The 26,376-nt window shown below is 67.8% G+C and carries 29 protein-coding genes; 15 read left to right on the top strand and 14 right to left on the bottom strand.

All coding sequences use genetic code 11. From position 1 onward, the window contains the following. Positions 1–45 precede the first annotated feature (45 nt). The 3 genes from hppD to RS883_RS10795 all read left to right on the top strand — a co-directional run bounded on the left by hppD (position 46) and on the right by RS883_RS10795 (position 2,963). Positions 46–1,113 carry a 4-hydroxyphenylpyruvate dioxygenase gene (hppD, locus tag RS883_RS10805; protein WP_315760208.1) on the top strand — a complete coding sequence of 356 codons (1,068 nt, stop codon included), beginning with the start codon at positions 46–48 and terminating at the stop codon, positions 1,111–1,113. Positions 1,114–1,317: 204 nt separating this feature from the next. Next, on the top strand, positions 1,318–2,595 hold the full coding sequence (gene hmgA / locus RS883_RS10800; RefSeq protein WP_315760207.1) for a homogentisate 1,2-dioxygenase: 1,278 nt from the start codon (positions 1,318–1,320) through the stop codon (positions 2,593–2,595). Further along, the gene (locus tag RS883_RS10795; RefSeq protein WP_315760206.1) at positions 2,592–2,963 is read left to right on the top strand and encodes a Rieske (2Fe-2S) protein; all 372 of its coding nucleotides are present in this window, start codon (positions 2,592–2,594) and stop codon (positions 2,961–2,963) included. The genes hmgA and RS883_RS10795 overlap by 4 nt, the downstream gene beginning before the upstream one ends. Here RS883_RS10795 and RS883_RS10790 read toward each other — a convergent pair. Then, the gene (locus RS883_RS10790; RefSeq protein WP_315760205.1) at positions 2,953–3,948 is read right to left on the bottom strand and encodes a quinone-dependent dihydroorotate dehydrogenase; all 996 of its coding nucleotides are present in this window, start codon (positions 3,946–3,948) and stop codon (positions 2,953–2,955) included. The two genes, RS883_RS10795 and RS883_RS10790, sit on opposite strands and share 11 nt — an antisense overlap. Before the next feature lie 104 nt (positions 3,949–4,052). Here RS883_RS10790 and pheS point away from each other — a divergent pair, with 104 nt between their 5' ends. Together pheS and pheT are read left to right on the top strand one after the other, a co-directional pair. Continuing rightward, positions 4,053–5,195 carry a phenylalanine--tRNA ligase subunit alpha gene (gene pheS / locus RS883_RS10785; RefSeq protein WP_315760204.1) on the top strand — a complete coding sequence of 381 codons (1,143 nt, stop codon included), beginning with the start codon at positions 4,053–4,055 and terminating at the stop codon, positions 5,193–5,195. Between the two features lie 103 nt (positions 5,196–5,298). Next, positions 5,299–7,665: a phenylalanine--tRNA ligase subunit beta gene (gene pheT, locus RS883_RS10780; protein WP_315760203.1), complete on the top strand. Its 2,367-nt coding sequence runs from the start codon at positions 5,299–5,301 to the stop codon at positions 7,663–7,665. A gap of 306 nt (positions 7,666–7,971) precedes the next feature. Here the strand turns inward: pheT and RS883_RS10775 are convergent, their stop codons facing one another. The 6 genes from RS883_RS10775 to RS883_RS10750 all read right to left on the bottom strand — a co-directional run bounded on the left by RS883_RS10775 (position 7,972) and on the right by RS883_RS10750 (position 10,793). Continuing rightward, positions 7,972–8,721 (bottom strand): DUF4019 domain-containing protein, encoded by a 750-nt coding sequence (locus tag RS883_RS10775; RefSeq protein WP_315760202.1) that lies wholly within the window; start codon positions 8,719–8,721, stop codon positions 7,972–7,974. A 63-nt stretch (positions 8,722–8,784) separates the two neighbouring features. Continuing rightward, positions 8,785–9,015, bottom strand: coding sequence for a DUF4170 domain-containing protein (locus RS883_RS10770; protein ID WP_315760201.1), 231 nt, complete (start codon positions 9,013–9,015; stop codon positions 8,785–8,787). Between the two features lie 132 nt (positions 9,016–9,147). Beyond that, complete coding sequence (locus RS883_RS10765) at positions 9,148–9,588, bottom strand: hypothetical protein (RefSeq protein WP_315760200.1); 441 nt, start codon at positions 9,586–9,588, stop codon at positions 9,148–9,150. Further along, positions 9,585–9,908, bottom strand: coding sequence for a DUF3618 domain-containing protein (locus RS883_RS10760; RefSeq protein ID WP_315760199.1), 324 nt, complete (start codon positions 9,906–9,908; stop codon positions 9,585–9,587). Before RS883_RS10760 ends, RS883_RS10765 begins: the two co-directional genes overlap by 4 nt. Further along, entirely contained in the window at positions 9,905–10,258 is a 354-nt protein-coding gene (locus RS883_RS10755; protein ID WP_315760198.1) for a phage holin family protein, read from the bottom strand. The genes RS883_RS10760 and RS883_RS10755 overlap by 4 nt, the downstream gene beginning before the upstream one ends. A 4-nt stretch (positions 10,259–10,262) precedes the next feature. Beyond that, on the bottom strand, positions 10,263–10,793 hold the full coding sequence (locus tag RS883_RS10750; RefSeq protein ID WP_315760197.1) for a hypothetical protein: 531 nt from the start codon (positions 10,791–10,793) through the stop codon (positions 10,263–10,265). 148 nt (positions 10,794–10,941) lie between these two features. Between RS883_RS10750 and eno the strand changes: the two genes are divergently transcribed. From eno to secA, 4 genes are all read left to right on the top strand, one after another. After that, entirely contained in the window at positions 10,942–12,222 is a 1,281-nt protein-coding gene (gene eno / locus RS883_RS10745; RefSeq protein ID WP_315760196.1) for a phosphopyruvate hydratase, read from the top strand. 31 nt (positions 12,223–12,253) lie between these two features. After that, positions 12,254–12,574 (top strand): FtsB family cell division protein, encoded by a 321-nt coding sequence (locus RS883_RS10740; RefSeq protein WP_315760195.1) that lies wholly within the window; start codon positions 12,254–12,256, stop codon positions 12,572–12,574. 84 nt (positions 12,575–12,658) lie between these two features. Then, entirely contained in the window at positions 12,659–12,916 is a 258-nt protein-coding gene (locus RS883_RS10735) for a hypothetical protein (protein WP_315760194.1), read from the top strand. Positions 12,917–13,023: 107 nt separating this feature from the next. Beyond that, the gene (gene secA / locus RS883_RS10730) at positions 13,024–15,753 is read left to right on the top strand and encodes a preprotein translocase subunit SecA (protein WP_315760193.1); all 2,730 of its coding nucleotides are present in this window, start codon (positions 13,024–13,026) and stop codon (positions 15,751–15,753) included. Positions 15,754–15,863: 110 nt separating this feature from the next. Here secA and RS883_RS10725 read toward each other — a convergent pair whose 3' ends face one another. Then, a complete protein-coding gene (locus RS883_RS10725) occupies positions 15,864–16,574 on the bottom strand; it encodes an SDR family NAD(P)-dependent oxidoreductase (protein WP_315760192.1) in 711 nt (236 codons plus the stop codon). A 19-nt stretch (positions 16,575–16,593) separates the two neighbouring features. Further along, positions 16,594–18,051, bottom strand: coding sequence for an amidophosphoribosyltransferase (gene purF / locus RS883_RS10720; protein ID WP_315760191.1), 1,458 nt, complete (start codon positions 18,049–18,051; stop codon positions 16,594–16,596). A 135-nt stretch (positions 18,052–18,186) separates the two neighbouring features. Between purF and RS883_RS10715 the strand changes: the two genes are divergently transcribed. From RS883_RS10715 to RS883_RS10695, 5 genes are read left to right on the top strand one after another with little or no spacing between them, the layout of a single operon-like run. Further along, a complete protein-coding gene (locus RS883_RS10715) occupies positions 18,187–18,447 on the top strand; it encodes a DUF7218 family protein (protein ID WP_315760190.1) in 261 nt (86 codons plus the stop codon). Between the two features lie 31 nt (positions 18,448–18,478). After that, positions 18,479–18,841: a phosphoribosyl-AMP cyclohydrolase gene (gene hisI / locus RS883_RS10710; protein ID WP_315760189.1), complete on the top strand. Its 363-nt coding sequence runs from the start codon at positions 18,479–18,481 to the stop codon at positions 18,839–18,841. Beyond that, a complete protein-coding gene (locus tag RS883_RS10705) occupies positions 18,819–19,322 on the top strand; it encodes a hypothetical protein (protein WP_315760188.1) in 504 nt (167 codons plus the stop codon). Before hisI ends, RS883_RS10705 begins: the two co-directional genes overlap by 23 nt. Before the next feature lie 31 nt (positions 19,323–19,353). Further along, positions 19,354–19,788 carry a MerR family DNA-binding transcriptional regulator gene (locus RS883_RS10700; protein WP_315760187.1) on the top strand — a complete coding sequence of 145 codons (435 nt, stop codon included), beginning with the start codon at positions 19,354–19,356 and terminating at the stop codon, positions 19,786–19,788. 10 nt (positions 19,789–19,798) lie between these two features. Continuing rightward, positions 19,799–21,601 (top strand): acyl-CoA dehydrogenase C-terminal domain-containing protein, encoded by a 1,803-nt coding sequence (locus tag RS883_RS10695; protein WP_315760186.1) that lies wholly within the window; start codon positions 19,799–19,801, stop codon positions 21,599–21,601. 219 nt (positions 21,602–21,820) lie between these two features. On the opposite strand, the gene RS883_RS10690 is transcribed toward RS883_RS10695, so the two are convergent. The 4 genes from RS883_RS10690 to RS883_RS10675 form a co-directional block, all read right to left on the bottom strand. Then, a complete protein-coding gene (locus tag RS883_RS10690; RefSeq protein ID WP_315760185.1) occupies positions 21,821–22,108 on the bottom strand; it encodes an acylphosphatase in 288 nt (95 codons plus the stop codon). Positions 22,109–22,258: 150 nt separating this feature from the next. Continuing rightward, positions 22,259–22,477: a hypothetical protein gene (locus tag RS883_RS10685; protein WP_315760184.1), complete on the bottom strand. Its 219-nt coding sequence runs from the start codon at positions 22,475–22,477 to the stop codon at positions 22,259–22,261. A 55-nt stretch (positions 22,478–22,532) separates the two neighbouring features. Further along, complete coding sequence (gene greB / locus RS883_RS10680) at positions 22,533–23,018, bottom strand: transcription elongation factor GreB (protein WP_315760183.1); 486 nt, start codon at positions 23,016–23,018, stop codon at positions 22,533–22,535. Between the two features lie 4 nt (positions 23,019–23,022). Then, on the bottom strand, positions 23,023–25,077 hold the full coding sequence (locus RS883_RS10675; protein WP_315760182.1) for a lytic transglycosylase domain-containing protein: 2,055 nt from the start codon (positions 25,075–25,077) through the stop codon (positions 23,023–23,025). A 71-nt stretch (positions 25,078–25,148) separates the two neighbouring features. On the opposite strand from RS883_RS10675, the gene dapA reads away from it, so the two are divergent. Then, the gene (gene dapA, locus RS883_RS10670) at positions 25,149–26,030 is read left to right on the top strand and encodes a 4-hydroxy-tetrahydrodipicolinate synthase (RefSeq protein WP_315760181.1); all 882 of its coding nucleotides are present in this window, start codon (positions 25,149–25,151) and stop codon (positions 26,028–26,030) included. 3 nt (positions 26,031–26,033) lie between these two features. On the opposite strand, the gene RS883_RS10665 is transcribed toward dapA, so the two are convergent. After that, positions 26,034–26,333 carry a hypothetical protein gene (locus RS883_RS10665; RefSeq protein ID WP_315760180.1) on the bottom strand — a complete coding sequence of 100 codons (300 nt, stop codon included), beginning with the start codon at positions 26,331–26,333 and terminating at the stop codon, positions 26,034–26,036. Positions 26,334–26,376: the final 43 nt, after the last annotated feature.

Genomic DNA, 26,376 nt, shown 5'->3' with positions numbered 1-26,376 from the left:
GCGTACGATAGTGGTATCAACTGATACCATCTGGAGAGTGCCGCCATGGACCATATGGACGTCAACCCGCTGGGGCTCGACGGGTTCGAGTTCTGCGAGTTCACCTCGCCCGACCCCGATCGCATGGCCGCGCAGCTGGAGCAGATGGGCTTCACCGCCTTTTCCAAGCACCCGACCCGCGACGTCGTCCGCTACAAGCAGGGCCGTATCAACCTGTTGCTGAACCGCATGGCAGAAGGCCACGCCGCCGAGTTCCGCGAGGCGCACGGGCCGTCGGCCGCGGGCATGGCGTTCCGCGTCGCCGATGCGAAGGCGGCGTTCGACAACGCCGTCGCGCGCGGCGCCAAGCCGGCGGATGCGAGCCGCGGCTCGCTGGGCGAAGGCTATGCGGTCGAGGGGATCGGCGGATCGATGCTGTACCTCGTCGACCGCCACGGCGATGCGGGCAGCCTCTATGACGACTGGACGATGGTCGACGGCGCCGAGGAAGCGGAGGCGCGCAACTCGGTCGGCCTCGATCTGCTCGACCACCTGACGCACAATGTGAAGCGCGGGCAGATGCGCGTCTGGTCGGAGTTCTACAATCGCATCTTCAACTTCGAAGAGCAGAAATATTTCGACATTAAGGGCAAGGCGACCGGCCTGTTCAGCCAGGCGATGATCGCCCCCGACAAGGCGATCCGCATCCCGCTCAACGAGAGCCAGGACGACAAGAGCCAGATCGAGGAGTTCATCCGCGATTATAATGGCGAGGGAATCCAGCATCTCGCCTTCACCACCGACGACATCTTCTCGACCGTCGAGAAGCTGCGCGAGCGCGGCGTGAAGCTTCAGGATACGATCGAGACCTATTACGAACTCGTCGACAAGCGCGTGCCCGGGCATGGCGAGGACCTGGAGCGGCTTCGCAAGAACCGCATCCTCATTGACGGCAATGTCGGTGAGGAGGGCATCCTTCTCCAGATCTTTACCGAGAACCAATTCGGCCCAATCTTCTTCGAGATCATCCAGCGCAAGGGCAATGAAGGGTTCGGCAACGGTAACTTCCAGGCGCTGTACGAGTCGATCGAGTTGGATCAGATTCGGCGCGGGGTGATTACGGTCGACGCGTAACGCCAAACCTTCTCTCCTTGCGGGAGAAGGATACCGAAGCTTGGCTGCGAAGCGGCCTAGCGGAGGTTGGATGAGGGGTAAGCGAGCCGCTGGCTCGCGTGGTCGCGGATGCGACCACTTACCCCTCACCCAGCTTCGACTAAGGCCTATGGGCCTAAGTCTGCGCAACCCTCTCCCTCAAGGGGAGAGGGAGGAGAGGTAGCGATGACCGAATACATCCCCGGCTTCGGCAACCATGTCTCGACCGAGGCGGTGCCCGGTGCGCTGCCGGTCGGGCGCAACTCGCCCCAGCGGCCGGCCTTCGGCCTCTATGCCGAGCAGATCTCCGGCACCGCCTTCACCGCGCCGCGGCATGAGAATCGGCGCTCGTGGCTCTATCGGCTTCGCCCCACCGCCGAGCATCCGCCGTTCGTCCGCTACGAAGGCGCCACCAGGTTCGCGCCCGGCACCGACGACGCGCCGCTCGCGCCCAATCGCCTGCGCTGGGATCCTCAGCCGATGGCAACCGGCGTCGACCTGATCGACGGCATGACGACGATGCTCGCCAGTCGCGATCCCGCCGATCTGGAGGGCGTGGCGCTCCACATCTACGCCGCCGATCGCGACATGGACGCGCGCGTTTTTCAGGATGCGGACGGCGAGCTCCTCTTCATCCCGGAGCATGGCCGGCTGACGCTCCTAACCGAGATGGGCCGCATCGACCTTTCGCCCGGGCAGGTGGCGGTCATCCCGCGCGGCGTCCGCTTTCGCGCGCTGCTGCCGGATGGCGCGGCGCGCGGCTATGTCGCGGAGAACCACGGCGCGTTGTTCCGCTTACCCGATCTCGGCCCGATCGGGGCCAACGGGCTCGCCAATCCCCGCGACTTCGAGACGCCAGGCGCCTGGTTCGAGGATCGCGACGAACCGGTCGAGGTCGTGCAGAAGTTCATGGGTTCACTCTGGACGACGACGCTCGACCACAGCCCGCTCGACGTGGTCGCATGGCATGGGAACCTGGCGCCCTATCGCTACGATCTGACGCGATTCAACACGATCAATACGGTCAGCTTCGACCATCCCGATCCGTCGATCTTCACGGTGCTGACCAGCCCCAGCGACGTGCCCGGCCGCGCCAATGCCGATTTCGTCATCTTCCCACCGCGCTGGATGGTAGCGGATGACACGTTCCGCCCGCCCTGGTTCCACCGCAACGTGATGTCTGAGGCGATGGGGCTGATCCACGGCGCCTATGATGCCAAGGCGGAGGGGTTCCAGCCCGGTGGCCTCAGCCTCCACAATCTGATGGCGGGGCACGGCCCCGATCTCGCGACCTGGGAGAAGGCGAGCGCCGCCGACCTCCAGCCGCACCGGATCGACGGCACGATGGCGTTCATGGTCGAAAGCTGCTGGCCCTATCGCCCAACGCGGCACGCCAGCGAGACTTCGCAGCCCGACTATGACGCGGCCTGGGCCGACTTTCCCAAGGCGAAGCTGCCCGGATGAGCGAACCGCCGGCCGGCGCGCGCGTGTTCGAGACGCCGGCGGGTGTCACGCTGGGGTCGATCGACCTGATCGCCGATGGCGCGGCGCGCAACTTCGTGCTCCAGCTTCGGGCCGGGCGCTTCCACGGCTTTGTCGTGCGGCGGGGCCATGACGTCATCGGCTATGTCGATCGCTGTCCGCACATGGGCGTGCCGCTCGCCCAGTCGCTCGACGATTACCTCAGCCCCGACGGATCGCGCATCGTCTGCGCCTGGCACGGCGCGGTGTTCCGGATCGAGGATGGCGAGTGTCTGGGCGGCCCGTGCCCCGGCACGCGGCTGACGTCGTGGCCGGTTACAGTTCAGGACGGAAAGATCGTTACCGCCTGAGCCCGCGGACGATCCGGGCCGCAAGCCCCGGCCCCTGAAAGACCAATGCCGAATAGATCTGCACCAGCGACGCGCCCGCATCCAGCCGCGCCTGCGCTTCCTCGGCCGAGCCGATCCCGCCGGCCGAGATGAGCGGCAGCGACCCGCCCGTCGCCGCCCGCGCCGCGACGAGCATCTGGCGGGCGAGCGGCGCGAGCGGCTGGCCCGACAGCCCGCCCGCCTCACGTGCATTGGCGGACCGCAGCGTATCGGGCCGCGAGATCGTCGTGTTCGACACGATCAGCGCGTCGATGCCGCCGTCGATCGCCGCGCGCGCGACGATGTCCAGTCCGCCGCGGTCGAGGTCCGGCGCAATCTTGAGGAACAACGGCACTCGCTTGCCCCCGACCAAACGCGCCTCGCTGCTCGCCGCGATCAGCTCGCTGAGCGCCGGCTGCGACTGGAGGTCGCGGAGGCCCGGCGTGTTGGGCGAGCTGATGTTGATCGTCACATAGTCGCCGAGCGGCGCCGCCTTTGCCACTGCCGCCGCATAGTCGGCGATGCGGTTCTCCGAATCCTTGTTGGCGCCGACATTGATGCCGAGCAGGCCATGCCGGCGCCGCGCCGCTGCGATCCGGGGCAGTGCGGCGTCGATGCCGCCATTGTTGAAGCCCATCCGGTTGACGACGCCCTCGTCCTCGACCAGCCGGAACAGCCGTGGCTTCGGATTGCCCGATTGCGGCCGCGGCGTCAGCGTGCCGACCTCGACGAAGCCGAAGCCGAGCGCGAGGAAGCCGGCGATCGCCTCGGCATCCTTGTCGACGCCCGCTGCGAGCCCCACCGGATTGGGAAAGTCGAGCCCGGCGATCCGCACCGGCGCCGCGGTCACGCTCGGCGCGAACGGCGTCCCCGCCTTGCCCCAGGCCGACAGCATCCGGATCGTCAGGCGGTGCGCCGCTTCCGGATCGAGCGCGAACAGGGCAGGGCGATAGAAGGGCGCGGGCATGTCGGCGCTCCTGCCAGCCGCTCCGGACTCACGCTAGGGTTGATTTGTCGCGCGGCATGGCGTTTCGAGGCGGCAATGGTCGTGTCGGACCGCAAAGGATGATGATGAGCGAGCTTGAGACCCTCCAAACTGACCTGATCGCGCGCGTCGCCGCCGCCGACAGCGCCGATGCGGTCGAGTCGATCCGTGTCGAGGCACTGGGCAAGCAGGGGCGCATCACCTCTCTCCTCAAGTCGCTGGGCGGGATGACCCCCGAGCAGCGGCTGGTCGAGGGCCCGGCGATCCACGGCCTGCGCGAAGCGGTGACCGCCGCGATCGGCGAGCGCAAGGCGGCGCTGGAGCGTGCTGCGCTCGATGCGAAGCTCGCGGCCGAGACGCTCGACATGACGCTTCCCGCCGATCGTGTGCCCGCGGGCAGCGTGCATCCGGTCAGCCAGGTCATGGACGAGCTTGCCGAGATTTTCGCCGACCTGGGATTCGCAGTGGCGAGCGGGCCGGAGATCGAGGACGACTGGCACAATTTCACCGCGCTCAACATTCCGGAGACCCACCCGGCGCGGGCGATGCACGATACCTTCTATTGCGAGGAACCGAGCACGGCCGGCGGCGGGCAAAGCCCGCCGTCCGACGGCGCTGGCTCCGCCAGCGCCGCGGGCCGCGCTGCGCGGATGCTGCTTCGTACGCATACCAGCCCCGTGCAGATCCGCACGATGCTGAAGGACAAGCCGCCGATCCGCATCATCGCGCCGGGCCGCGTCTATCGCAGCGACAGCGATGCGACGCACACGCCGATGTTTCATCAGATCGAGGGGCTGGTGATCGATCGCGGCATCACGCTCGGCCATCTCAAATGGACGCTGGAGACGTTCCTCAAGGCGTTCTTCGAGCGCGACGACATCGTCCTGCGCCTGCGCTCCAGCTACTTCCCCTTTACCGAACCGTCGGTGGAGGTCGATGTCGGCTACTCGATCGTGAACGGCAAGCGCGTGATCGGCGGATCCGAGGGCTGGATGGAAGTGCTGGGCAGCGGCATGGTCCACCGCAAGGTGATCGAGGCGTGCGGCCTCGATCCCAGCGAGTGGCAGGGTTTCGCGTTCGGGACCGGCGTCGATCGGTTGGCGATGCTCAAATACGGCATGGACGACCTGCGCGCGTTCTTTGACGGCGACCTGCGCTGGCTGCGCCATTACGGCTTTGGGGCGCTGGACGTACCGACGTTGTCGGGCGGTGTCGGCGTCGCCGCCTGACCCACACACGTCACCCCAGCGGAGGCTGGGGTCTCCTCGTTGCGAAGCGCAACGCTCTATCTTGGAAAGATCCCAGCCTTCGCTGGGATGACGGGCTGAAACGATGAAGTTCACGCTGAGCTGGCTCAAGGATCACCTCGAGACCGAGGCCGATCTCGACACCATCCTGACCACCTTGACCCGCATCGGGTTGGAGGTCGAGGGCGTCGAGGACCCGGCGGCGCGGTTCGCCGGCTTCCATGTTGCGCGCGTGCTGACCGCCGAGCGGCATCCGCAGGCCGACAAGCTTCAGGTGCTGTCCGTCGACACCGGCGCCGGCGCGCCGCTTCAGGTCGTCTGCGGCGCGCCCAACGCGCGCGCGGGGCTGGTCGGCGTGCTCGGCACGCCCGGCGCGGTGGTGCCCGCGAACGGGATGCAGCTTCGCGTCTCCGCGATCCGCGGCGTCGAATCGAACGGCATGATGTGCTCCAGCCGCGAGCTTGAGCTCGGCGACGATCACGACGGGATCATCGAGCTGCCCGAGGATACGGCGATCGGCACCGCCTTCGCCGACTATGCCGGCCTCGGCGATCCGGTGATCGAAGTGTCGGTGACGCCCAACCGCCAGGACTGCATGGGCGTGCGCGGCATCGCCCGCGATCTGGCCGCGGCGGGCATCGGTACGCTCAAGCCGATGACGGTCACGCCGGTCGAGGGCGAAGGTGAGGGGCCGGTCGTTCGTACCGACGATCCCGCGGGTTGCCCGGCGTTCTTCGCACAAAATGTGAGCGGTGTGATCAATGGCGCGGCGCCCGAATGGATGCAGCGCCGGCTGAAGGCGATCGGGCAGAAGCCGATCTCGGCGCTGGTCGACATCACCAACTATGTCATGTTCGATCTGGGCCGCCCGCTTCACGTTTATGACCGGGCCAAGCTCTCGGGCGCGCTCGTCGCGCGTCCGGCGCGTGGCGGCGAGCAGGTGCTGGCGCTCAACGGCAAGACCTATACGCTGGCCGAGGGCATGACGGTGATTGCCGACGATGCGCACGTCCACGACATCGGCGGCGTGATGGGCGGCGAGGAGTCGGGCGTCACCGACGCGACGACCGACGTGCTGATCGAATGCGCCTATTTCACGCAGGAGCGGATCGCGCGGACGGGGCAGGCGCTGTCGCTGACCAGCGACGCGCGCGCGCGGTTCGAGCGCGGCGTTGATCCGGCCTTTCTGGAGGACGGGCTGGCGATCGCGACGCGGCTGGTGCTGGAGCTTTGCGGCGGGCGGGCGAGCGGCGTCACGCGGGCGGGCCAGCCGCCGGTCGAGCGGTCCAGCTTCGCCTATGACCCCGCGCTGGCCGAGACGCTCGGCGGCCTCGCCATCGCATCCGACCGCCAGCGCGCGATCCTGACCTCGCTCGGGTTCGACGTCGGCCACGACTGGCAGGTGACGCCGCCGACGTGGCGCCGCGACGTGGACGGCCCTGCCGACATCGTCGAGGAGGTGATCCGCATCGAGGGGCTCGACAACGTGCCGTCGACGCCGCTGCCGCGTGCAGAGGGCGTGGCGCGCCCAACCGCGACGCCCGAGCAGCGCACCGAGCGTCGCCTGCGCCGCGCCGCCGCGGCGCGGGGCCTGAGCGAAGCGGTGACGTGGAGCTTCATCCCGGAGGCACAGGCGGCAGTGTTCGACGGCGGCGCCTGGACGCTCGCCAATCCGATCAGCGAGGACCTGAAGGTCATGCGCCCGTCGCTGCTGCCCGGCCTGCTCGCCGCGGCCCAGCGCAATCTCGCGCGCGGCGCCACCAGCGTCCGGCTGTTCGAGTTCGGCCGCCGCTATCTCGCCGATGCGGAGCGGCCGACGCTGGCCGCAGTGCTGGCAGGCGAGCGGCGTGCGCGCGGCTGGCAGTCGGGCAAGGCGCAGGGTTTCGATGCTTTCGACGCCAAGGCGGAGGCGCTGGCGCTCCTTGAGGCGGCGGGTGCTCCGGTCGCCAATCTTCAGGTGATGGGTGAGGCGGTCGGGGCCTGGCATCCCGGCCAGTCGGCGACGCTGCGGCTCGGGCCGAAGACGGTGCTGGCGGCGTTCGGCATCGTCCATCCCTCGGTCGCGCAGGCGTTCGACCTGTCGGGACCGGTCGCCGCGGTCGAGCTCTATGTCGATGCGATCCCGGGCAAGCGGTCTTCGGGCTTCATGCGCGCGGCCTATGCGCCGCCCGCGCTCCAGGCGGTCCGCCGCGACTTCGCGTTCCTCGTGCCGCAAACGTTGGCTGCCGACGCGCTGGTGCGCGCGGTCAAGGGGGCCGACAAGGCCGCAATCGTCGAGGCCCGGCTGTTCGACGTGTTCGAGGGTGCTGGCGTCGGCGAGGGGATGAAGAGCCTGGCGGTCGAGATCGTGCTGCAGCCGGGCGAGAAGAGCTTTACGGACGCGGAGCTGAAGGCGATCGCCGACCGAGTGGTTGCGGCGGCGGCGAAGCTGGGGGCGGTGTTGCGGGGTTAACCCTAAAAGCCCACCCCGTTCGTCCTGAGTAGCCGCTGAGCTTGTCGAAGCGGCGTATCGAAGGACCGTTTCAGGTGCTTCGATACGGGTCTTCGACAAGCTCAGCCCCTACTCAGCACGAACGGATTGGGGATGAAGGCAAAGGTGGGTCAGGTGGTTGCAGCGGCGGCGACGCTTGGGCCGATGCTGCGGGGCAAGCCATATCCGTTCGTCCTGAGTAGCCGCTGAGCCTGTCGAAGCGGCGTATCGAAGGGCGCCACAGGTGCTTCGACATGCTCTCCCCTACTGGGCACGAACGGTGCGCGCCTACTCCACCGTCACCCCAACCACCTTCCACGCGCCGCCTTCGCGGGCGAACGCCACGCGTTCGATCGCGTCGGGCTTCTTCTCGTAGGTCGTACGGAAGCGTACGACTTCATAGCCCTCGGGCGGCGCAGGGACTTCTTCCCAGGATTCGAACTTGCGCGATTTCGCGACGCCGAAGCGCTCGCGCATCTTTTCGGACGCGTCGGCCCAGGCCTGCTCGCTGTTGGTCTTGTGGAAACCGCTGCCGAAGCTGCGATAGCTTCCGCGCCAATCATTCCGGTCGATCAGCGCGAAGAAGCGCTGCGCCGCCTCGACCACTTCGGCATTGGCAGCCGACTGCTGGGTCATCGGCGACGGCGGGGACACGGGCTGGGTGAAGCCGATCAGGGCGAGCAGGCCGAGTGTCAGGGTCATGAGCAGAACTCCGATAAGGACCCGCGACCGCGGGGCGCCGACGACCGGCGCGTCGCTCTCATCGGTCGATCGAGGGTGAGCGGCTTCCCCGATTTGCGTGTCCCCGACATTTTCGGGGCCCGCCTCGCTGCCTTCGGCCTCGAACAACAGCCGCGCGGCCTCGCGGCTGCTCGAGACCGACAGCTTGCGCCGCGCCTCTCGCAGCCGCTCGTTGATGGTGTGGACAGACAGGTCGAGCGCGCGTGCGGACGACTTGGCGTCGTGACCGCGCACGATCAGCCGTAGCGTCTGCTTTTCCTTTTCGGTCAGCGCCTCAAGGCCGCTCGCGACGGGCATCTGCATCGCCTTCGATTAGGCGACGGGGGCGGCGGCCAGCCACCCCCAATTTCTTGTACGCGCTTATTCGCCGCGGTTGAGCGCAGGGTCCGGCTCGAGCAGGCGATGGAGATGGACGACGACGTACTTCATCTCGGCATCGTCGACGGTGCGCTGGGCGGCGGCGCGCCACGCCTTTTCGGCGCTGGCATAGTCGGGGAACAGCCCGACGATGTCGAGCGCCTTGAGATCGGTGAAGTCGAGGGTCTGCGGGTCGCTCACGCGGCCGCCGAAGACGAGGTGGAGCTTGCTCATTCGCCAGGGTCCCGGTGCTAAAGGGTGCGCCCGCGCTGACGACGGGCTTCGCTGCACCGCATAACGAAATTGGCCGGCGGCTCAAGCGTTGAGCGCGCCGGCCAATCAGATGCAGCCATTCCGGCTTGAGGCTTACGCCGCCGACTTGGCGCCGTCGCGCGCCGCCTGGGCGACGCTGCTGAGGAGCGAGGCGGCGCGATCCTTGGCGCCGGCCTTGTCGGGGATCAGCGCCTCGATCTCCTGCTTGCCCGCCTCGCGAGCGGCGCGCGCGGCGGCGGCGGCGCCGTCGGTCAGGCGCTTGCCGAGCGGGCCCAGCGCCTCGCGCTCCCGCTCCGTTCGGGGCAGCAGCGCGCCGATCGCGACGCCAAGCGCGATCCCGCCGATGAGTGCGGCGAGCGGGCTCGCCTCGATCCCGTCGACGGCGCGGGTTGCCGCCTTGGTGGCGGTGTCGCGGGTTACCTCGACGGCGTGGCTGGCCGTCTCACGCGTCGCCTCTACCGCGTGGGTCGCGGCGTCCTGCGCACGCGCGGTGATCGAGGGCTTGGTGGTCGTGTCAGTCTGAGCTTCGGTCATGACGGATGTCCTTCGGCAAGGTCGATGGGGTCGGGTTGCGGCGAGGGCGGCGAGGCGGGCGCGATCCGACGAAAGAGCCCGAACAGCGGCTTGCGGGCGAGGAGCAGCAGCGCGCCGCCCGCGACCGATCCGGCGAGGACTGGGCGGGCACGCGCCGTCTCGACCGTCTGTTCGGCGACGTCGATCGCCTTTTCGCGTGCCGTCTCGACCGCGTCGTTGACGAGCGTCGCGGGCGACAGCCGCGTCTTGAGCCGGTCGAGCCGCGCGGTCAGCGCCTGGCGTGCGGCATCGGCTTCGGCCCGGGCCTGAGCGGCAGTCATGCGGCGCCCTTTCCAGGCGCGCGAAACGCACGCCGTACGCGGTTGAGCGCGAGCCAGCCGAGCAGCGCGGTCACGATCAGCGCGGCGACGACGACGATCAGCGTCGCCACGCCAGGGCCGACATGCGGCGCCAACGTCAGCACGATGCCGACGAGCAGCGCGACGACGACCGCCTGTGCCAGCGCCAGCGCGGCCAGGCCGAGCCCGACGCCGACACCGGCATCGACACCGCGCTCACCGGCAACCGCCTTGCCATAGGCGATCTCGGCACGCGCCCATCGCTTGGCGTCGTCGACGGCCTGCATCGCCAACGTGGCGATGCCGGGCTCCTCGGGCTCGTTCAAACGCACGCGATCAGGCCGCGGGCGTCGTCGTCGCGGTGTCGACCGGCTCGACACCCGCCTTGACGACGCGCGCCAGCACGAAGCCGAGCGCCGCCGCGGTGCCGATCGCAATCGCGGGGCTCTTGCGCACGAAGCCGCGGACGTCCTCGACCAGCTCGTCGATATCCTTGGCGTCGAGCTGGTTGGCGAAGCCACCGAGCGACTGCGCGGCCGAACGAGCGTATTGGCCGTATTGCTCGCCCAGCTTCTCGTCGACCTGGCCGGCGGCGTCTTCCATCATCCGCGCAAACTCGTTGATCGCGCCGCTCGCCTTCGTCTTGCCGTCGCCGGCGAACGAACGCGCCTTGTCGGCGGCCTGGGCGCCGAGCTTGCCGGCCTCGTTCTTGATCGTTTCCTTGGTCGTACGCGGCGTGTCCGTCGCGGCGTCGGTGATCGTGTCCGCGGGTTCGAACGACACGTCGCCAGCTTCCGCCTTCAGCGGCACGGCGGGCTCGAACGTGGCGTCGGCGCCCGTGTTTGCAGGGTTGTTCTGGTCAGCCATTTGAATTCCCTCCGTCGTTTGCCGAACAACCGTATCGCCCCCGGCGGGTTCCATCGCGAATGCGTCGCCATGCCCGTTTGCGCCCCGGACCGATGGCGGTTAGAGGGCGGCGCCGAGGCCGCGCGGCCAAGCTTAGGGAGACCGTTACGTGACCGCAATCATCGACCTGCACGCCCGCCAGATTCTCGACAGCCGCGGCAACCCGACGGTCGAGGTCGATGTGCTGCTCGACGATGGCAGCTTCGGTCGTGCCGCCGTGCCCTCGGGCGCGTCGACGGGTGCGCATGAGGCGGTCGAGCGGCGCGACGGCGACAAGAGCCGCTGGATGGGCAAGGGCGTGACGGAAGCCGTCGAGGCGGTGAACACCGACATCGCCGAAGTCGTCCTGGGCCTCGATGCCGAGGATCAGGCCGATGTCGACCAGGCGATGATCGAGCTGGACGGCACCGCCAACAAGGGCCGGCTGGGCGCCAATGCGATCCTGGGTGTCAGCCTGGCGGTCGCCAAGGCGGCGGCGGATGCGCGCGGTCTGCCGCTCTATCGCTATGTCGGCGGGGTCGGCGCGCTGACGCTGCCGGTGCCGATGATGAATATCATCAACGGCGGCGCGCATGCCGACAACCCGATCGACTTCCAGGAATTCATGATCATGCCGGTCGGCGCCGACAGCCTGTCGGAGGCGGTGCGCTGCGGGGCGGAGATCTTTCACACGCTGAAAAAGGGCCTGTCGGACAAGGGCCTGAACACCGCGGTCGGCGACGAGGGCGGCTTCGCGCCGAACCTTGCCAGCGCGCCCGACGCGCTCGACTTCATCATGGCGAGCATCGAGAAGGCGGGGTACAAGCCCGGCGAGGACGTCATGCTCGCGCTCGACTGCGCCGCGACCGAGTTCTTCAAGGACGGCGCCTATCACCTGGAGGGTGAGGGCCGCACGCTGTCGCCGCAGGAAATGGCCGCGTACCTCGCCGAACTGGCGGCCCGCTATCCGATCCTGTCGATCGAGGACGGCATGGGCGAGGACGATTTCGAGGGCTGGAAGGCGCTGACCGACCTGATCGGCGACAAGGTCCAGCTCGTCGGCGACGACCTGTTCGTGACCAACCCCGAGCGGCTGGCCGACGGCATCAAGCGCGGCCTTGCCAACTCCCTTCTCGTCAAGGTCAACCAGATCGGCACGCTGACCGAGACGCTGGAGGCGGTGAACCTGGCGCATCGCTCGCGCTACACCGCGGTCATGTCGCACCGTTCGGGCGAGACCGAGGATGCGACAATCGCCGATCTCGCGGTCGCCACCAACTGCGGTCAGATCAAGACGGGCAGCCTCGCGCGCTCGGATCGGCTCGCCAAGTACAATCAGCTCATCCGGATCGAGGAAGAACTCGGCGACGTCGGCCGCTATGCCGGCCGCGACGTGCTTCGCCGCGCTTGATTACCGGCGCGTTCGGCACGATAAAGCGATCATGCCGAGCGCGCCCAAGAACCGTCTGACGCCGATGCTGCAAAGTGCAGGGATTCCTGCACTCGCCATCATCTTCATGGGCTTCTTCGGTTTTTACGCGGTGATGGGGCCCAACGGCCTCCTGCGCTATCGCGAATACAGCCGCGCCTATGCCAAGCGCGAGGCGGAGTTCACGATCCTCGAGAAGCGCCGGGCCGCGCTTCGCAACCAGGTGGCGCTGCTCGACCCCAAGCGCGGGGCGAACCCGGACATGGTTGACGAACTGGTCCGCAAGGAACTGAACGTCGCGCACCCGGACGAGATTATCGTTCCGCTGAACTGACGCCGTTCGGTTTTCGCTGATCGCATTCACATCCCCTATTTGGTGGACGTTCAGGCTTTCGCCGCATAGATGGGGCGCGTGAATGTGATCGCTGCTCTCTATGCGCTGTTGGCTGCGCTGACCGGGCTGTCGCTCGGCGGCGGGGTTGAGCTGCGGGCGGCACGCCCGGCGGTCGCCGCCAGCGTCTCGGTCGCGCAGGTCGTGGCGACGCGCATCGTCCGGCGGGTCGATCCGGTCGCGGGTATCCGCCAGGCCCCGAGCCTAGCGCTCGACGCGCCCGGCGCGATGCTGGCGCTCGTCGCGCTGCCGATCGACCGCATTCCGGCTCGCCGCCGCGAATAGCCTTGCGCTAGCGGGAACCCTCCCGCGCGCTTCGCATTCCCCATTTCGTTACGCCTCCGGCCAGCGCGACGCGCGGCGGCGGCGCGTATCTTAGACAGGACACATCCATGCTCGGCGGCCTTGCCAAGACCTTTTTCGGCTCCTCCAACGATCGTTACGTCAAGTCGCTCGGCGGCATCGTCAGCAAGATCAACGGCTTCGAGCCCGCGATGCAGGCCAAGTCGGACGAGGAGCTGACGGCGCAGACCCAGGCGTTCCGCGACCGCCTCGCCAATGGCGAGACGCTGGACGCGATCCTGCCTGAAGCGTTCGCGACCGTGCGAGAGGCGTCGATCCGCGTGCTCGGCCTCCGCCACTTCGACGTCCAACTCGTCGGCGGCATCGTTCTTCACCGCGGTGAGATCGCCGAGATGAAGACTGGCGAGGGCAAGACGCTGGTCGCGACGCTCGCCACCTATCTCAATGCGCTGGCGGGCGAGGGCGTCCACGTCATCACCGTCAACGACTATCTTGCGCGCCGCGATGCCGAGGAGATGGGTCGACTCTATGGCTTCCTGGGCCTGACCACCGGCGTGATCGTTCCCAACCTGCCGGACCACGAGCGCCGCGCCGCCTACGGCGCCGACATCACCTATGGCACCAACAACGAGTTCGGCTTCGATTACCTGCGCGACAACATGAAGTACGACCGCGCCTCGATGGTGCAGCGGCCCTTCAGCTTCGCGATCGTCGACGAGGTAGACTCGATCCTGATCGACGAGGCGCGGACGCCGCTCATCATTTCCGGCCCGACCGACGACAAGTCCGAGCTCTACATGGGCGTGGACGCGATCGTGAAGCAGCTCACTGCCGACGATTACGAGAAGGACGAGAAGCAGAAGTCGGTCGTCCTGACCGAGGACGGTACCGAGCGGGCCGAGCGCCTGCTGGAGGAAGCCGGCCTGCTCCAGGGCGCCAACCTCTACGACTTCGAGAACACGCAGGTCGTGCACCATCTCAACCAGGCGCTGCGCGCGGTGATGATGTTCAAGCGCGACATCGATTACATCGTCAAGGACGGCAAGGTCGTCATCATCGACGAGTTCACCGGCCGCATGATGGACGGCCGCCGCTGGTCCGACGGCCTGCACCAGGCGGTCGAGGCCAAGGAAGCGGTCCAGATTGAGCCCGAGAACCAGACGCTCGCTTCGATCACCTTCCAGAATTATTTCCGCATGTACCCGAAGCTGTCGGGCATGACCGGTACCGCGGCGACCGAAGCGGCCGAGTTCTTCGACATCTACAAGATGAACGTCGTTTCGATCCCGACTAACGTACCGGTTCGGCGGATCGACGAGGAAGACCAGTTCTACAAGACGATCCAGGACAAGTTCATCGCGATCGCGCGATCGATCAAGGAGCATGCCGAAAAAGGCCAGCCCGTGCTCGTCGGCACCGTCTCGATCGAGAAGTCCGAGATGCTGAGCGAGTATCTCCAGAAGGAGAACGTGCCGCACAAGGTGCTGAACGCGCGCTATCACGAGATGGAGGCGCACATCGTCGCACAGGCGGGGCGGCTGGGTGCCGTCACGATCGCGACCAACATGGCGGGCCGCGGCACCGACATCAAACTGGGCGGCAACCTAGACTTCCGCATGGCCGACGAGCTCGCCGAGGTGGCGGAAGGGCCGGAACGCGATGCCGCGATCGAGCGCATCAAGGCCGAGATCGAGGCGGAGAAGCAGCAGGTGCTCGCCGCCGGCGGCCTGTTCGTGCTCGGCACGGAGCGCCACGAATCGCGTCGCATCGACAATCAGCTTCGCGGTCGGTCGGGACGTCAGGGCGACCCGGGCCTCAGCCGCTTCTATCTCAGCCTCGACGACGATCTGCTGCGCATCTTCGGGCCTGACACGATGTTTGCCAAGATGATGCGCTCGAACATCGCCGATGGTGAGGCGATCGGATCGAAGTGGCTGACCAAGGCGATCGAGACCGCTCAGAAGAAGGTCGAGGCGCGCAACTACGACATTCGCAAGCAGGTCGTCGAATACGACAACGTCATGAACGACCAGCGAAAGGTCATCTATGAGCAGCGCGCCGACATCATGGACGCCGAGACGGTGGGCGACGTCGTCGCCGACATGCGCGCCGAGACGGTCAATGCGCTGGTCGGCGAGGCGATCCCGCCGGGCACCTATCCCGAGCAGTGGGACGTCGAGGGCCTGAAGGCGCGCGCGGCAGAGATCCTGAACGTCGAGGCGCCCGTCGATCAGTGGATCGCCGAGCAGGACGGGCTGGAGCCGGAGGATATCGAGACGCGCATTCGCGAGTCTGCCGATACGCTGATCGCAGAGAAGTCGAAGGAGCTCGATTCGTCGGACTGGGCGGGGATCGAGAAGTCGATCCTGCTCCAGAATCTCGACCATCACTGGAAGGAGCATCTGGCGATGCTCGACGCGCTTCGCCAGATCATCCACCTGCGCGCCTATGCGCAGAAAACGCCGATCAACGAGTACAAGCAGGAGGCGTTCGGCCTGTTCGAGAAGATGCTGGGCAGCATCCGCGAGGACGTGACGCGCACCTTTGCCTATGCCCAGTTCCAGTTCCAGGCGGCACCGCCGCTCCCCGAACTGCCCGACTTCCTGACCCATCATTTCGACCCGCTGACGGGCGAGGACGACACCTATGACCAGGACGGTTCGGCCGGCGTGATGCCGCCGTTCCAGATCCCGCAGGCGGAGCTCGAGGATCTGGGCGACGATCCGGCGAACTGGGAAGGCCGCGTCAGCCGCAACGCGCCGTGCCCGTGCGGGTCGGGGCGCAAGTACAAGCACTGCCACGGCGCGCTGGTGGCGTAAGGCACCGTGCTCCCGCGGACGCGGGAGCCAGGGACGCGGGCGCTGACCTGCTTGGCTCTGGGCTCCCGCCTACGCGGGGGCCCTCTTCTACTCTAGGCTAGCTGAGCCAGTCAGCCCACGCGTTCGAAGTGGCCTGCCTCGAAGCCGTCGATGCACAGCGCGGCAATGCGCTCAGCCACGACATCGGGGGCCTTCACGCTCGCCGGATCCTCGCCCGGATAGGCGCGCGCGCGCATCTTGGTGCGGGTGGCGCCGGGATCGACGATCGCGGTGCGCACCTTGCTGATGTTCTTCATTTCCTCGCCATAGGCGGCGAGCAGCGTCTCGAACGCGGCCTTCGAGGCACCATAGCCGCCCCAATAGGCGCGCGGAGTGCGCCCGACGCTGGACGTCACGCCGATCACGCGCGCGCCTTCGCTGCGGCGAAGCATGGGGTCGAACGAGGCGATAAGCGCTGCCTGCGCGCTGACGTTGAGCGTCAGCACCTGGGCCAATTCCTTCATGTCGATCGCCGGAACCGCCGACAGCGACCCCAACATGCCGGCGTTGAGGACGAGCATGTCGAGCGCCTGCCACCGCTCCGAAATCGCCGTCGCCAGCCGCGCCACGCCATCGGTTTCGGTGAGGTCGAGCGGCGCGATCGTGGCCGATCCGCCCGCGTCGTAGATCGCGTCCTCGACTTCTTCGAGCCCGCCGGCGGTGCGCGCGGTCAGCACGACATGCGCGCCGGCACGACCCAATGCAATTGCGGTCGCCGCGCCGATTCCGCGCGATGCGCCGGTGACAAGCGCCAGCCGTCCGGCAAGCGGGCCGTCCGTCATCTCAAATCCCCTCGGTTGTTTAGCCGACGCGCTCTTCGAGCATCGAGAACTGCTCGACCGTCCCCAACTCGTCCTGATCGGTCAGGCTGGTCGGATAGTCGCCGGTGAAGCACGCGTCGCAATGGCTCGGCCGGATGTCGGCGCGCTTGGCCTCGCCCAGCGCCTTGTAGAGGCCGTCGATCGATACGAACGCCAGGCTGTCGGCGTGGATGAAATCGGTCATCCCGCCCACGTCCATCTTGGCGGCGAGCAGCTTGGCGCGCTCCGGCGTGTCGACGCCGTAGAAGCAGCTGTGCCGCGTCGGGGGGCTGGCGATGCGCATATGCACCTCGGCCGCACCCGCTTCTCGCATCATCTGCACGATCTTGAGGCTGGTGGTGCCGCGGACGATCGAATCGTCGATCAATACGATGCGCTTGCCCTGGATCAGCGCGCGGTTGGCGTTGTGCTTGAGCTTGACGCCCAGATGCCGGACCTTGTCGCCCGGCTGGATGAAGGTTCGCCCGACATAATGCGAGCGGATGATGCCGAGCTCGAACGGGATGCCCGACTGCTGCGCGTAGCCGATCGCCGCGGGCACGCCCGAATCGGGGACGGGGATGACGAGATCGGCCTCGACCGGTGCCTCGATCGCAAGCTGGGCGCCGATATTCTTGCGTACCGAATAGATCGAGCGATCCTCAACGATCGAATCGGGGCGGCTGAAATAGACGTGTTCGAAGATGCACGGCCGCGGCGCGACCGGCTTGAAAGGGCGGATCGAGCGCATCTTGCCGTCCTGGACGATGACGAGCTCGCCCGGATCGACGGCCCGCTCGAACTCGGCACCGACGACGTCGAGCGCCACCGTTTCCGAGGCGAAGATGATCGTCTCGCCCAGGCGACCCATCACCAGCGGCCGGATGCCGAGCGGATCGCGGCAGGCGATCATGCCCTCCGGCGTCATGCAGATCAGCGAATAGGCGCCCTCGACCCGCTTCAGCGCATCGATGAACTTGTCGAGCAGCGAACGATAGCTCGACGTCGCGACGAGGTGGATGATGACTTCGGTATCGCTGGTCGACTGGAAGATCGAGCCCGAGCGAACGAGGTCGCGCTTCAGCCGCTGCGCGTTCGAGATGTTGCCGTTGTGCGCGATCGCGAAGCCGCCGCTCGCGAGGTCGGCATATAGCGGCTGGACGTTGCGAAGCGCCGTCTCGCCCGTCGTCGAATAGCGGACATGGCCCGCGGCGACGTCGCCCGGCAGCGACCGGATCACCTCGTCGCGGTCGAAATTGCCCGCGACGTGGCCCATCGCACGGTGCGTATGGAACTGGACGCCGTCGAAGGTCGAGATGCCCGCGGCTTCCTGTCCGCGATGCTGGAGCGCGTGCAACCCCAGCGCCACCAGCGCGGCAGCGCCTTCGCCGCCGGAGACGCCGAAAATGCCGCACTCCTCGCGCAGATGGTCATCGTCGAAAGGATGGGTGGTCAGCATGCGCCCGGTGCTTTCCCTATGGGGACTCGTTGGCGGGCATATAGGCACGCGGTTCGCGTTTGTCGCCCCATTGTCACATTGGATACGGGAGCCTGCGGGGAAACGCTGCGTTGCTGATCCGAGAGGAGACGCGCGATGGCGGCAAAGAAGGCGGCGGATCACGGCAGCTCGGTGAAGGACGACAAGCTCTATGAGGACCTGCGCCGCGACGGCGCGTCGAAGGAGAAGGCGGCACGGATCGCCAACGCCAAGGCGGCGGGCACGCTTAAGCACAAGTCGACCGAGCTGGAGGATCGCAGCAAGGCCGACCTATATGCCGAGGCCAAGAAGATCGGCATCGAGGGCCGGTCGAAGATGTCCAAGGCCGAGCTGGTGAAGGCGATCCGCGGGCATTGAGGCGGCGGGTGCGGCCCGCTATCGCAGGTCCATGCCCGATCCCCGTGAAACCGGCCTGACGCTCCAGCCCAGATACGACGCCGCCGGCCTCGTGACCGCGGTGGCCACCGATGTCTCGACCGGCGAGGTGCTGATGCTCGCGCATATGAACGCCGATGCGCTCGCCGCGACGATCGCGACGCGAGAGGCGACCTTCTGGTCGCGCAGTCGGGGGCGGCTGTGGAAAAAGGGCGAGACGTCGGGGCACCTGCTTGCCGTCAGGGACATCCGCATCGACTGCGACCAGGACGCGATCTGGCTGTTGTGCGAGCCTGCCGGCCCTGCCTGTCACACCGGCGCGCGAAGCTGCTTCTATCGCCGCGTGACCGAGCATGGCCTCGAAGCGCTGGATTAGCCTGGCGCTGCTGCTCGGCGCGTGCGGCGGCGGGACGCCGGCGGGCGAGGGCGGGGCGACCGACGCGGGCCTTGAGGAGGCGGCGCGAGAACGCGGGCTGGTCGGCGATCCGGGACAGGCGCCGCTCACCGGCCTCTATGCGCGCGCGACCGATCGTATCTGTATCGTAGAGCGCGGCGGCGGCGCGCGGATCGGCATCGTCAGCGACTATGGCGACGGCCTCGCCTGTGCCGCCGCGGGCACGGCGACACGGCGTAGCGAGGCGATCGCCGTGGAGCTTGGCACAACGGGGGACTGCCGTTTCGATGCTGCGTTCGACGGCGAACGGATCGTGTTTCCCGCGCGGCTACCGGACGGCTGCGCCCGCTTCTGTTCGCCACGCGCTTCGATGTCGGCCGTGTCGGTCGAGCGGCTTTCGGCGAGTGCGTCGGAAGCGTCGGCCTTGCGCGACCACCGGGATCGGGCGGTCTGCGCGAGTTGACGTTTACGTCAAGGTCAGCTAGACCGGTGCCATGCTCAGCACCGCCGCCACGCATGAGGCGCTTGCGCCGATCGACCCGCGGGAGGACCGCGACGCCTTCTCGATCTCCGATCTGTGCGCCGAATTCTCCGTCACGCCGCGCGCGCTCCGCTTCTACGAGGATGAGGGGCTGATCGCGCCCGAGCGGCGCGGGCTTCAGCGCATCTATTCGCAGCGCGACCGCGCGCGGCTCGCCTGGATCCTGCGTGGCAAGCGCGTCGGCTTCAGCCTGGCCGACATTCGCGAGATGATCGACCTGTACGACATCGGCGACGACCGCCGCATCCAGCGGCAGGTGACGATCGAAAAGTGCCGTGCGCGTGTGGCGCTTCTGGAGGCGCAGAAGCAGGACATCGACGCCGCGATCGCCGAGCTCAACGACTTTCTCGCCATCGTCGAGGCGGCGAGCGACCATAAGAACGCCTGAGAGGATCCCCATGCCGCAATACAACCCGCCCATCCGCGACACCCGCTTCGTGCTCGACCATGTCGTCGGGCTGCAATCGCGCGCCAACCTGCCCGGCTTCGAGAACGCGACGGCGGACATGGTCGATGCCGTGCTCGAGGAGGGCGGCCGCTTCGTCGCGGAAGTCTTGTTCCCGCTCAACCAGGTCGGCGACCAGCAGGGTTGCACCCGCCATCCCGACGGCAGCGTGACCACGCCGGAGGGGTTCAAGGCCGCCTATGACCAGCTGCGCGAGGCGGGCTGGATGACGCTGGGCGCGCCCGAGCAGTTCGGCGGGCAGGGGATGCCGCACACCGTCTCGACCGCGTTCGAGGAGTATATGATCTCCGCCAACATGGCGTTCGCGATGTATCCGGGCCTGACGCATGGCGCGATCGCGGCACTGCTGGCCAAGGGCTCGGACGAGCAGAAGGCGCTCTATGTCCCGCGCATGGTGTCGGGCGAGTGGGGCGGCACGATGAACCTGACCGAGCCGCATTGCGGCACCGACCTCGGCCTCATCAAGACGAAGGCCGAGCCGCAAGGCGACGGCAGCTATGCGATCACCGGCACCAAGATCTTCATCTCATCGGGCGAGCACGACCTGACCGACAACATCATCCACCTGGTCCTCGCCAAGACGCCGGGCGCGCCCGACAGCTCAAAGGGGATCAGCCTGTTCGTCGTGCCCAAGTTCCTGGTGAACGAGGACGGATCGCTGGGGGAGCGCAACGCGCTGTCCTGCGGGTCGATCGAGCACAAGATGGGCATTCACGGCAATTCGACCTGCGTCATGAACTATGACGGCGCGACCGGCTGGCTGGTCGGCGAGGAGATGAAGGGCCTCGCCGCGATGTTCATCATGATGAACGCGGCGCGGCTGGGTGTCGGGCTCCAGGGCCTGGGCGTCGCCGAGGTCGCGTACCAGAACGCCGTCCAGTACGCGCACGATCGCCGCCAGGGCCGCGCGCTGACCGGCGCCAAGGAGCCGGGCGAGAAGGCCGACACGCTGTTCGTTCATCCCGACGTGCGTCGGATGCTGATGGAGGCCAAGGCGCTGACAGAGGGCCTGCGCGCGCTGTGCCTGTGGGGCGCAATGCAGGTCGACCTATCGCACAAGGCACAGGACGAAGCGGAGCGGCAGCTTGCCGACGACCTGATCGGCCTGTTGACCCCGGTCATCAAGGGATACGGCACCGACAAGGGCTACGACATCGCGACCGCCGCGCAGCAGGTCTATGGCGGCCACGGCTACATCGCCGAATGGGGGATGGAGCAATATGTCCGCGATGCGCGCATTGCCCAAATCTATGAGGGCACCAACGGCGTTCAGGCGATGGACCTGGTCGGCCGCAAGCTTGCCCAGAATGGCGGGCGCGCGGTGCAGGCCTTCTTCAAGCTGGTCGGTGACGAGATCGCGGCGGCAAAGGGTGAGGAAGCGGTTGCGGACTTCGTCGGACGTCTGGAGCGCGCGCTGAACGAGCTACAGGCGGCGACGATGTGGTTCCTCCAGAACGGCATGAAGAACCCCGAGCATGTCGGCGCGGGCGCACACAGCTACATGCATCTGATGGGGATCGTCGCGACCGGGCTGATGTGGCTGCGCATGGCGCGCGCCGCGTCCGGCCTGCTCGCTGCGGGCGAGGGCGACGCCAAGTTCCTGAACGCCAAGCTGGTGACCGCGCGCTTCTATGCCGAGCGGATCCTCCCCGATGCCGGCGCACTCCGCCGCAAGATCGAGGGCGGGGCGGAGAGCATCATGGCGCTCGACCCCGAACTGTTCATGGCCGCCTGATTAAGAATTGCGTCACCCCGGCCTTGAGCCGGGGTCCCGCTTCTTCTCGTCTCAGAAGAAAGCGGGATCCCGGACCAAGTCCGGGATGACGATCGAAGAACAAGCTTTAGACCTCGCCACGCCGCCGTTTGCCCTGAGCTTGTCGAAGGGCGTGCCCGGGCACACATGCTTCGACAGGCTCAGCACGAACGGGTTGGGCTTGGCGACCCAATTCGGTCGTTACGCCGTGAACCGCTTCGTGAAGCCCTTGGCGCTGCGTTCCTCCTCGCCCGGGTGTGCGTCGATCGCATCGACGCGCGCGAGGGTGGGGCCGGAGCGGCAGGCGTCGACGAACCGGCCCAGTGCATCGTCCTCGCCCGAGGCCAGCATTTCGACCCGGCCGTCGCGCGTGTTGCGTACCCACCCGGTCACGCCCAGCGCCTTGGCCTGTCGCACCGCATAATCGCGATAACCGACCCCTTGCACGCGTCCCGACACGATCAATCGCTGCGTTGCCATTACCGTCATTCTTCTTCCTACGCCTGAACCTGCCGTCATGACGGCTGCCCAAGCCTAGCATTGCGGCGGCGCAGCGTAGCGGGGTGCGACCGCGGCTGGTCGCAGCCTTAGCGAAGTTGGTCGCAGTGAAGCCGTGCGCCTGCGCAGATGAGAAGATGACTAGCGGTTGCCGTCGCTTTGATCGTGGTCGATCGAATCGCGCTTTTCCACGCCCTCGCGCCCCTCGGGATCGCCGATATTGGCAAGCTCGTCGCGGGTGCCGACGTCGCGGGCCAGGTTGCCGCCCGCGCGGCCGACCGTGCCGGGTGCATCCTCGGCAGCATCGATGATCGCGCTGTCGTCATGGTCGCGGGCGCTGGCGGTGCGGGGATGTTCCATCGCTCATTCTCCTTCGTGTAGAGGAATCAAGCGCTTGGACGGCTTGGCCGTTCCTTCAGCTCGCCGGATAGCTGACGGCGAGCACCTCATATTCGCGCGGCCCCGCGGGCAGCTCGACGGTGCGCAGGTCGCCCAATGCGGCGCCCTTGAGCGCGCGGGCGAGGGGGGCGTTCCAGCCGATCTTGCCCGCGCTCGCATCCGCCTCGTCGTCGCCGACGATCGTCACGGTGCGCTGGTTGTCGTCCTCGTCGGCGATCGTGACCGTCGCGCCGAAGAAGATGCGCCCGCGATCCTCGGCTTGTGCCGGGTCGACGACGCGCGCCGCCTTCATCCGGCGGGCGAGGAAGCCCAATCGCCGGTCGATCTCCCGCATCCGCTTGCGGCCATAGAGATAGTCGCCATTCTCCGACCGGTCGCCATTGCCCGCCGCCCAGGAGACGACCTCGACGATCGCCGGCCGCTCGGTGCCGAGCAACTGGTCGTACTCGGCCTTGAGCGCGGCATAGCCGGCCGGCGTGATGTAGTTCGGGCGATCGGCCATGGGCTCAGCCGGGACGCGACTTGCCGAGATAGAAGGACAGGTTCGCCGGCCCCCGCGATCGCGCGCGATCGGGATAGAGCAGGTCATAAACGACCGCGTTCTCGAGCACGCGCTGGACATAGTTGCGCGTCTCGCTGATCGGAATGTCCTCGACCCACTCGACGATGTCGACGCCGCGCCGCGGGTCGCCGTTCGCCGCCAGCCACTTGTTCACGTTGCCCGGCCCGGCATTGTAGGCGGCGACGGCGAGCGGATAGCTGCCGCCATAATAATCGAGCATCCGCTGGATATAGGCGGAGCCGAGCTGCACGTTGTAGCCGGGATCGCCGGTCAGCCCGGCCAGATTGTAGCCGAGCCCGAGCTTGCCCGACTGTTCCCGCGCGGTGCCTGGCATGAGCTGCATCAGCCCGCGCGCGCCCGCGCGGCTGACGGCGTTGCGGTCGAACTGGCTTTCCTGCCGCGTAATCGCATGGACCATCGTGAAGTTGGCCGACGCGGCGCCGGTTGTCGGCAGCACGGGATAGCCCGTGCTCACCAGCGCGGCATGACCGTTGAGCGAGGCGCTGCGCCCGACCATGACGCGAAGATCGGGTCGGTTGACCTGGCTGGCGAGCTCGGCGGCGAGCGCGTGATCGGGGGCCGACTTGGCGTCGTTGGCGATCTGACGCACGAACAGCGTCTGGTCGGCGGTGCGGCCAAGCTGGCCGAGCAGCCGCACCGCCCGCACCACCTCGCGCCGGAAGAACGCGTCGCGGATCGCGGGATCGATCGCTGCCGGCGCCGTCTGCGCCACGCGGGGGATCGGGCGGCCCATCCGCTCGGCCGCGAGCTGGCCGTAATAGAGATCGGGCCACTGTGCGGCCTGAGCGTAATAGCCCTGCGCCGCCGTGGAATCGCCCGCCGACTCGGCCGCGCGGCCCGCCCAGTAATAGCCCTTTGATTGCGTCTGCGGCGTGCGCGAGCCGCCGGCGTAGCGGGCATACAGGCTCGCCGCATCGCGCGCCCGGCCCAGGCTGCGGCGCGCGGTCTGGCCCGCGAGCCAGGCGAGCGAGGTATAGTCGTCGCGCTCGCCATAGGGCCGCGTCGAGACGTCCGTGCCAGGCGGATAGGCATCGTCGATCTGGCGCGCGATGTCATAGGCGAGCTGATATTGCCGATCCGCCGCGGCGGCGCGCGCGTTGGTCAGCAGCACTTCGTACCACGCCTCGACATCGCTCGGTGCGGTCAGCGTGCGACGGGATTGCGCGAGATAGGCGCGCGCGGCCGGGCTCGACCCGCCACTCCGCAGCCATTGCGCCCGGTCGGCGATGTAGCCGGCATCGTCGCGATCAGCGGGGGACACCGCGGCGTCTAGGCTCCCAGCATCGGCAGCGCCGGTGCGGAACGCCAGACGGGCGGCGAACAACGCGCGCCGGCCGGGTGAGACGAGCGCCAGCTGGCGCTGCGCCGAGCTCGTCGAGCCGGCCCAGAGCAGCGCGTCCATCCGCGCGTCGTGATCGGCCGGGCCGATCGCGCCAGGGAAGCCGGTGATGAGCTTGGCCTCATCGGTGGTGCGCAGCACGCCGCCGCGCCACGCGAGCCGCGCCTGCTCCTGCGCCTCGCCACGCCGACCGCTGACCTCCAGCGCCTCGGCAAAGCGCGTGCGGCCTGCGCCGGACACGGGCGGAAACCGCTGGAAGAAGCGGATGACGAGCGCCGGCGCGCTGGCGCCGCTGTCGAGCACCGCCTCCGCCGCCTGGCGCCGTCCCGCCTCGCCCGGCCAGCCCGGATGCGCGAGGAGGAAGTTGGCATAGTCGAAGAACGGCCAGCGATCGGATTGCTGTAGCCGCTTCCATTCGTCGATCGTCGTGACGAGCGGATCGCTTACCTGCTGCGGCAGCGGCTGGACCGTCTGCGACGATGGCTGCGTCGGCTGCACCTGGTCGAGGCCGCGTGGCGGCCAGGTCTGGCGCGCCTGCGGCACCGACGAGGGCAGGGGCTGCACCATCGTCTGCGCGGTAAGGGCGGCACCCGAAACGCCGGCGCCGATCAGGATGACTTTGGAAAACAGTCCCGTCATGCTGGACAGGATATGCACCCCGGCCCTATCTGTCGCCCCCGAAAATCCTCTTGACGGGCAGTTTTCTCAGCATGTTCTCGGGTTCGATTCCGGCGCTCGCCACGCCGTTCCGCGATGGCCGCTTCGACGAACCGACGTTTCGCGCCCTGATCGACTGGCAGATCGAGGAGGGATCGAGCGCGCTCGTCCCCTGCGGCACGACCGGCGAGGCGGCGACGATGTCGATCGCCGAGCACAACCACGTTCTGGGCGTCTGCATCGATCAGGCGAACGGGCGGGTGCCGGTGATCGCCGGCTGCGGGTCGAACGACACGTCGGTCGCGCTGGAGCACATGGTCGCGGCAAAGGCGGCCGGCGCGGCCGCGGCGCTGCTGGTGCCGCCCTATTACAACCGCCCCAATCAGGCGGGCGTCTATGCCCATTTCGCCAAACTGGCGGCCGAGGGCGGCTTGCCGATCGTCCTTTATAACGTTCCCGCGCGCACCGTGACCGACATCGCGGTCGAGACGATGGGGCAGCTGGTCGCCGACTTCCCGGGCGTGTTCGTCGGCGTCAAGGATGCGACGGGCGTGCTGGCGCGCGTGTCGATGCAACGCGCAGCGTGCGGCGAGGATTTCTGCCAGCTGTCGGGCAACGACGACACCGCGCTCGGCTTCCTGGCGATGGGGGGAAGCGGCTGCGTGTCGGTGACCGCCAACGTCGCGCCGCGGCTCTGTGCCGATTTCCAGGCCGCCTGCGCGCGCGGCGATTACACCGCAGCGCTGGAGCTTCAGGACAAGCTGTTCCCGCTTCACCTGGCGCTGTTTAGTGACGCCTCGCCCGGCCCGGTCAAAAATGCGCTGTCGAAGGTCCGTCCGGGCTTCTCGCCGGAGCTGCGCCTGCCGATGACCGAGCCGTCCGATGCATCGAAGCGCGCGGTCGATGCCGCGCTCGCCCACGCGGGCATCGGCTGACGGTCAGCGCCGGGCCGGCTCCATCCGGTCGGCGATCCGCTGCCATTCGGCGCGGCTGTGGCACTCGTTCGCTTTCCGCCCCCGATTGTAGAGGCACACGACGCCTTCGCTGGGCCGCGCATGGCCGAAGGTGTTCGTCGGCGACCCGATTGTGCTCAGCGAGCCACCATCGGCCCGCGGCGCTGTCTGCGCCGCTGCCGGGATCGACAATGACGCCAGCAGGGCGGTGAAGATCAACGGTCGAACCATCTCGTCCTCCATCCTAGTGACGCTCAGGATGCCGCGACCGCGCGAACGGCGCAACCCGGCTTCCCTTTCCTGCAACGCGCGCCTATCTCCCGCGATC

The organism is Sphingomonas sp. Y38-1Y, assembly GCF_032391395.1.
Lineage (GTDB): Bacteria > Pseudomonadota > Alphaproteobacteria > Sphingomonadales > Sphingomonadaceae > Sphingomonas.
This window is presented reverse-complemented; position numbering and strand designations above follow the sequence as displayed.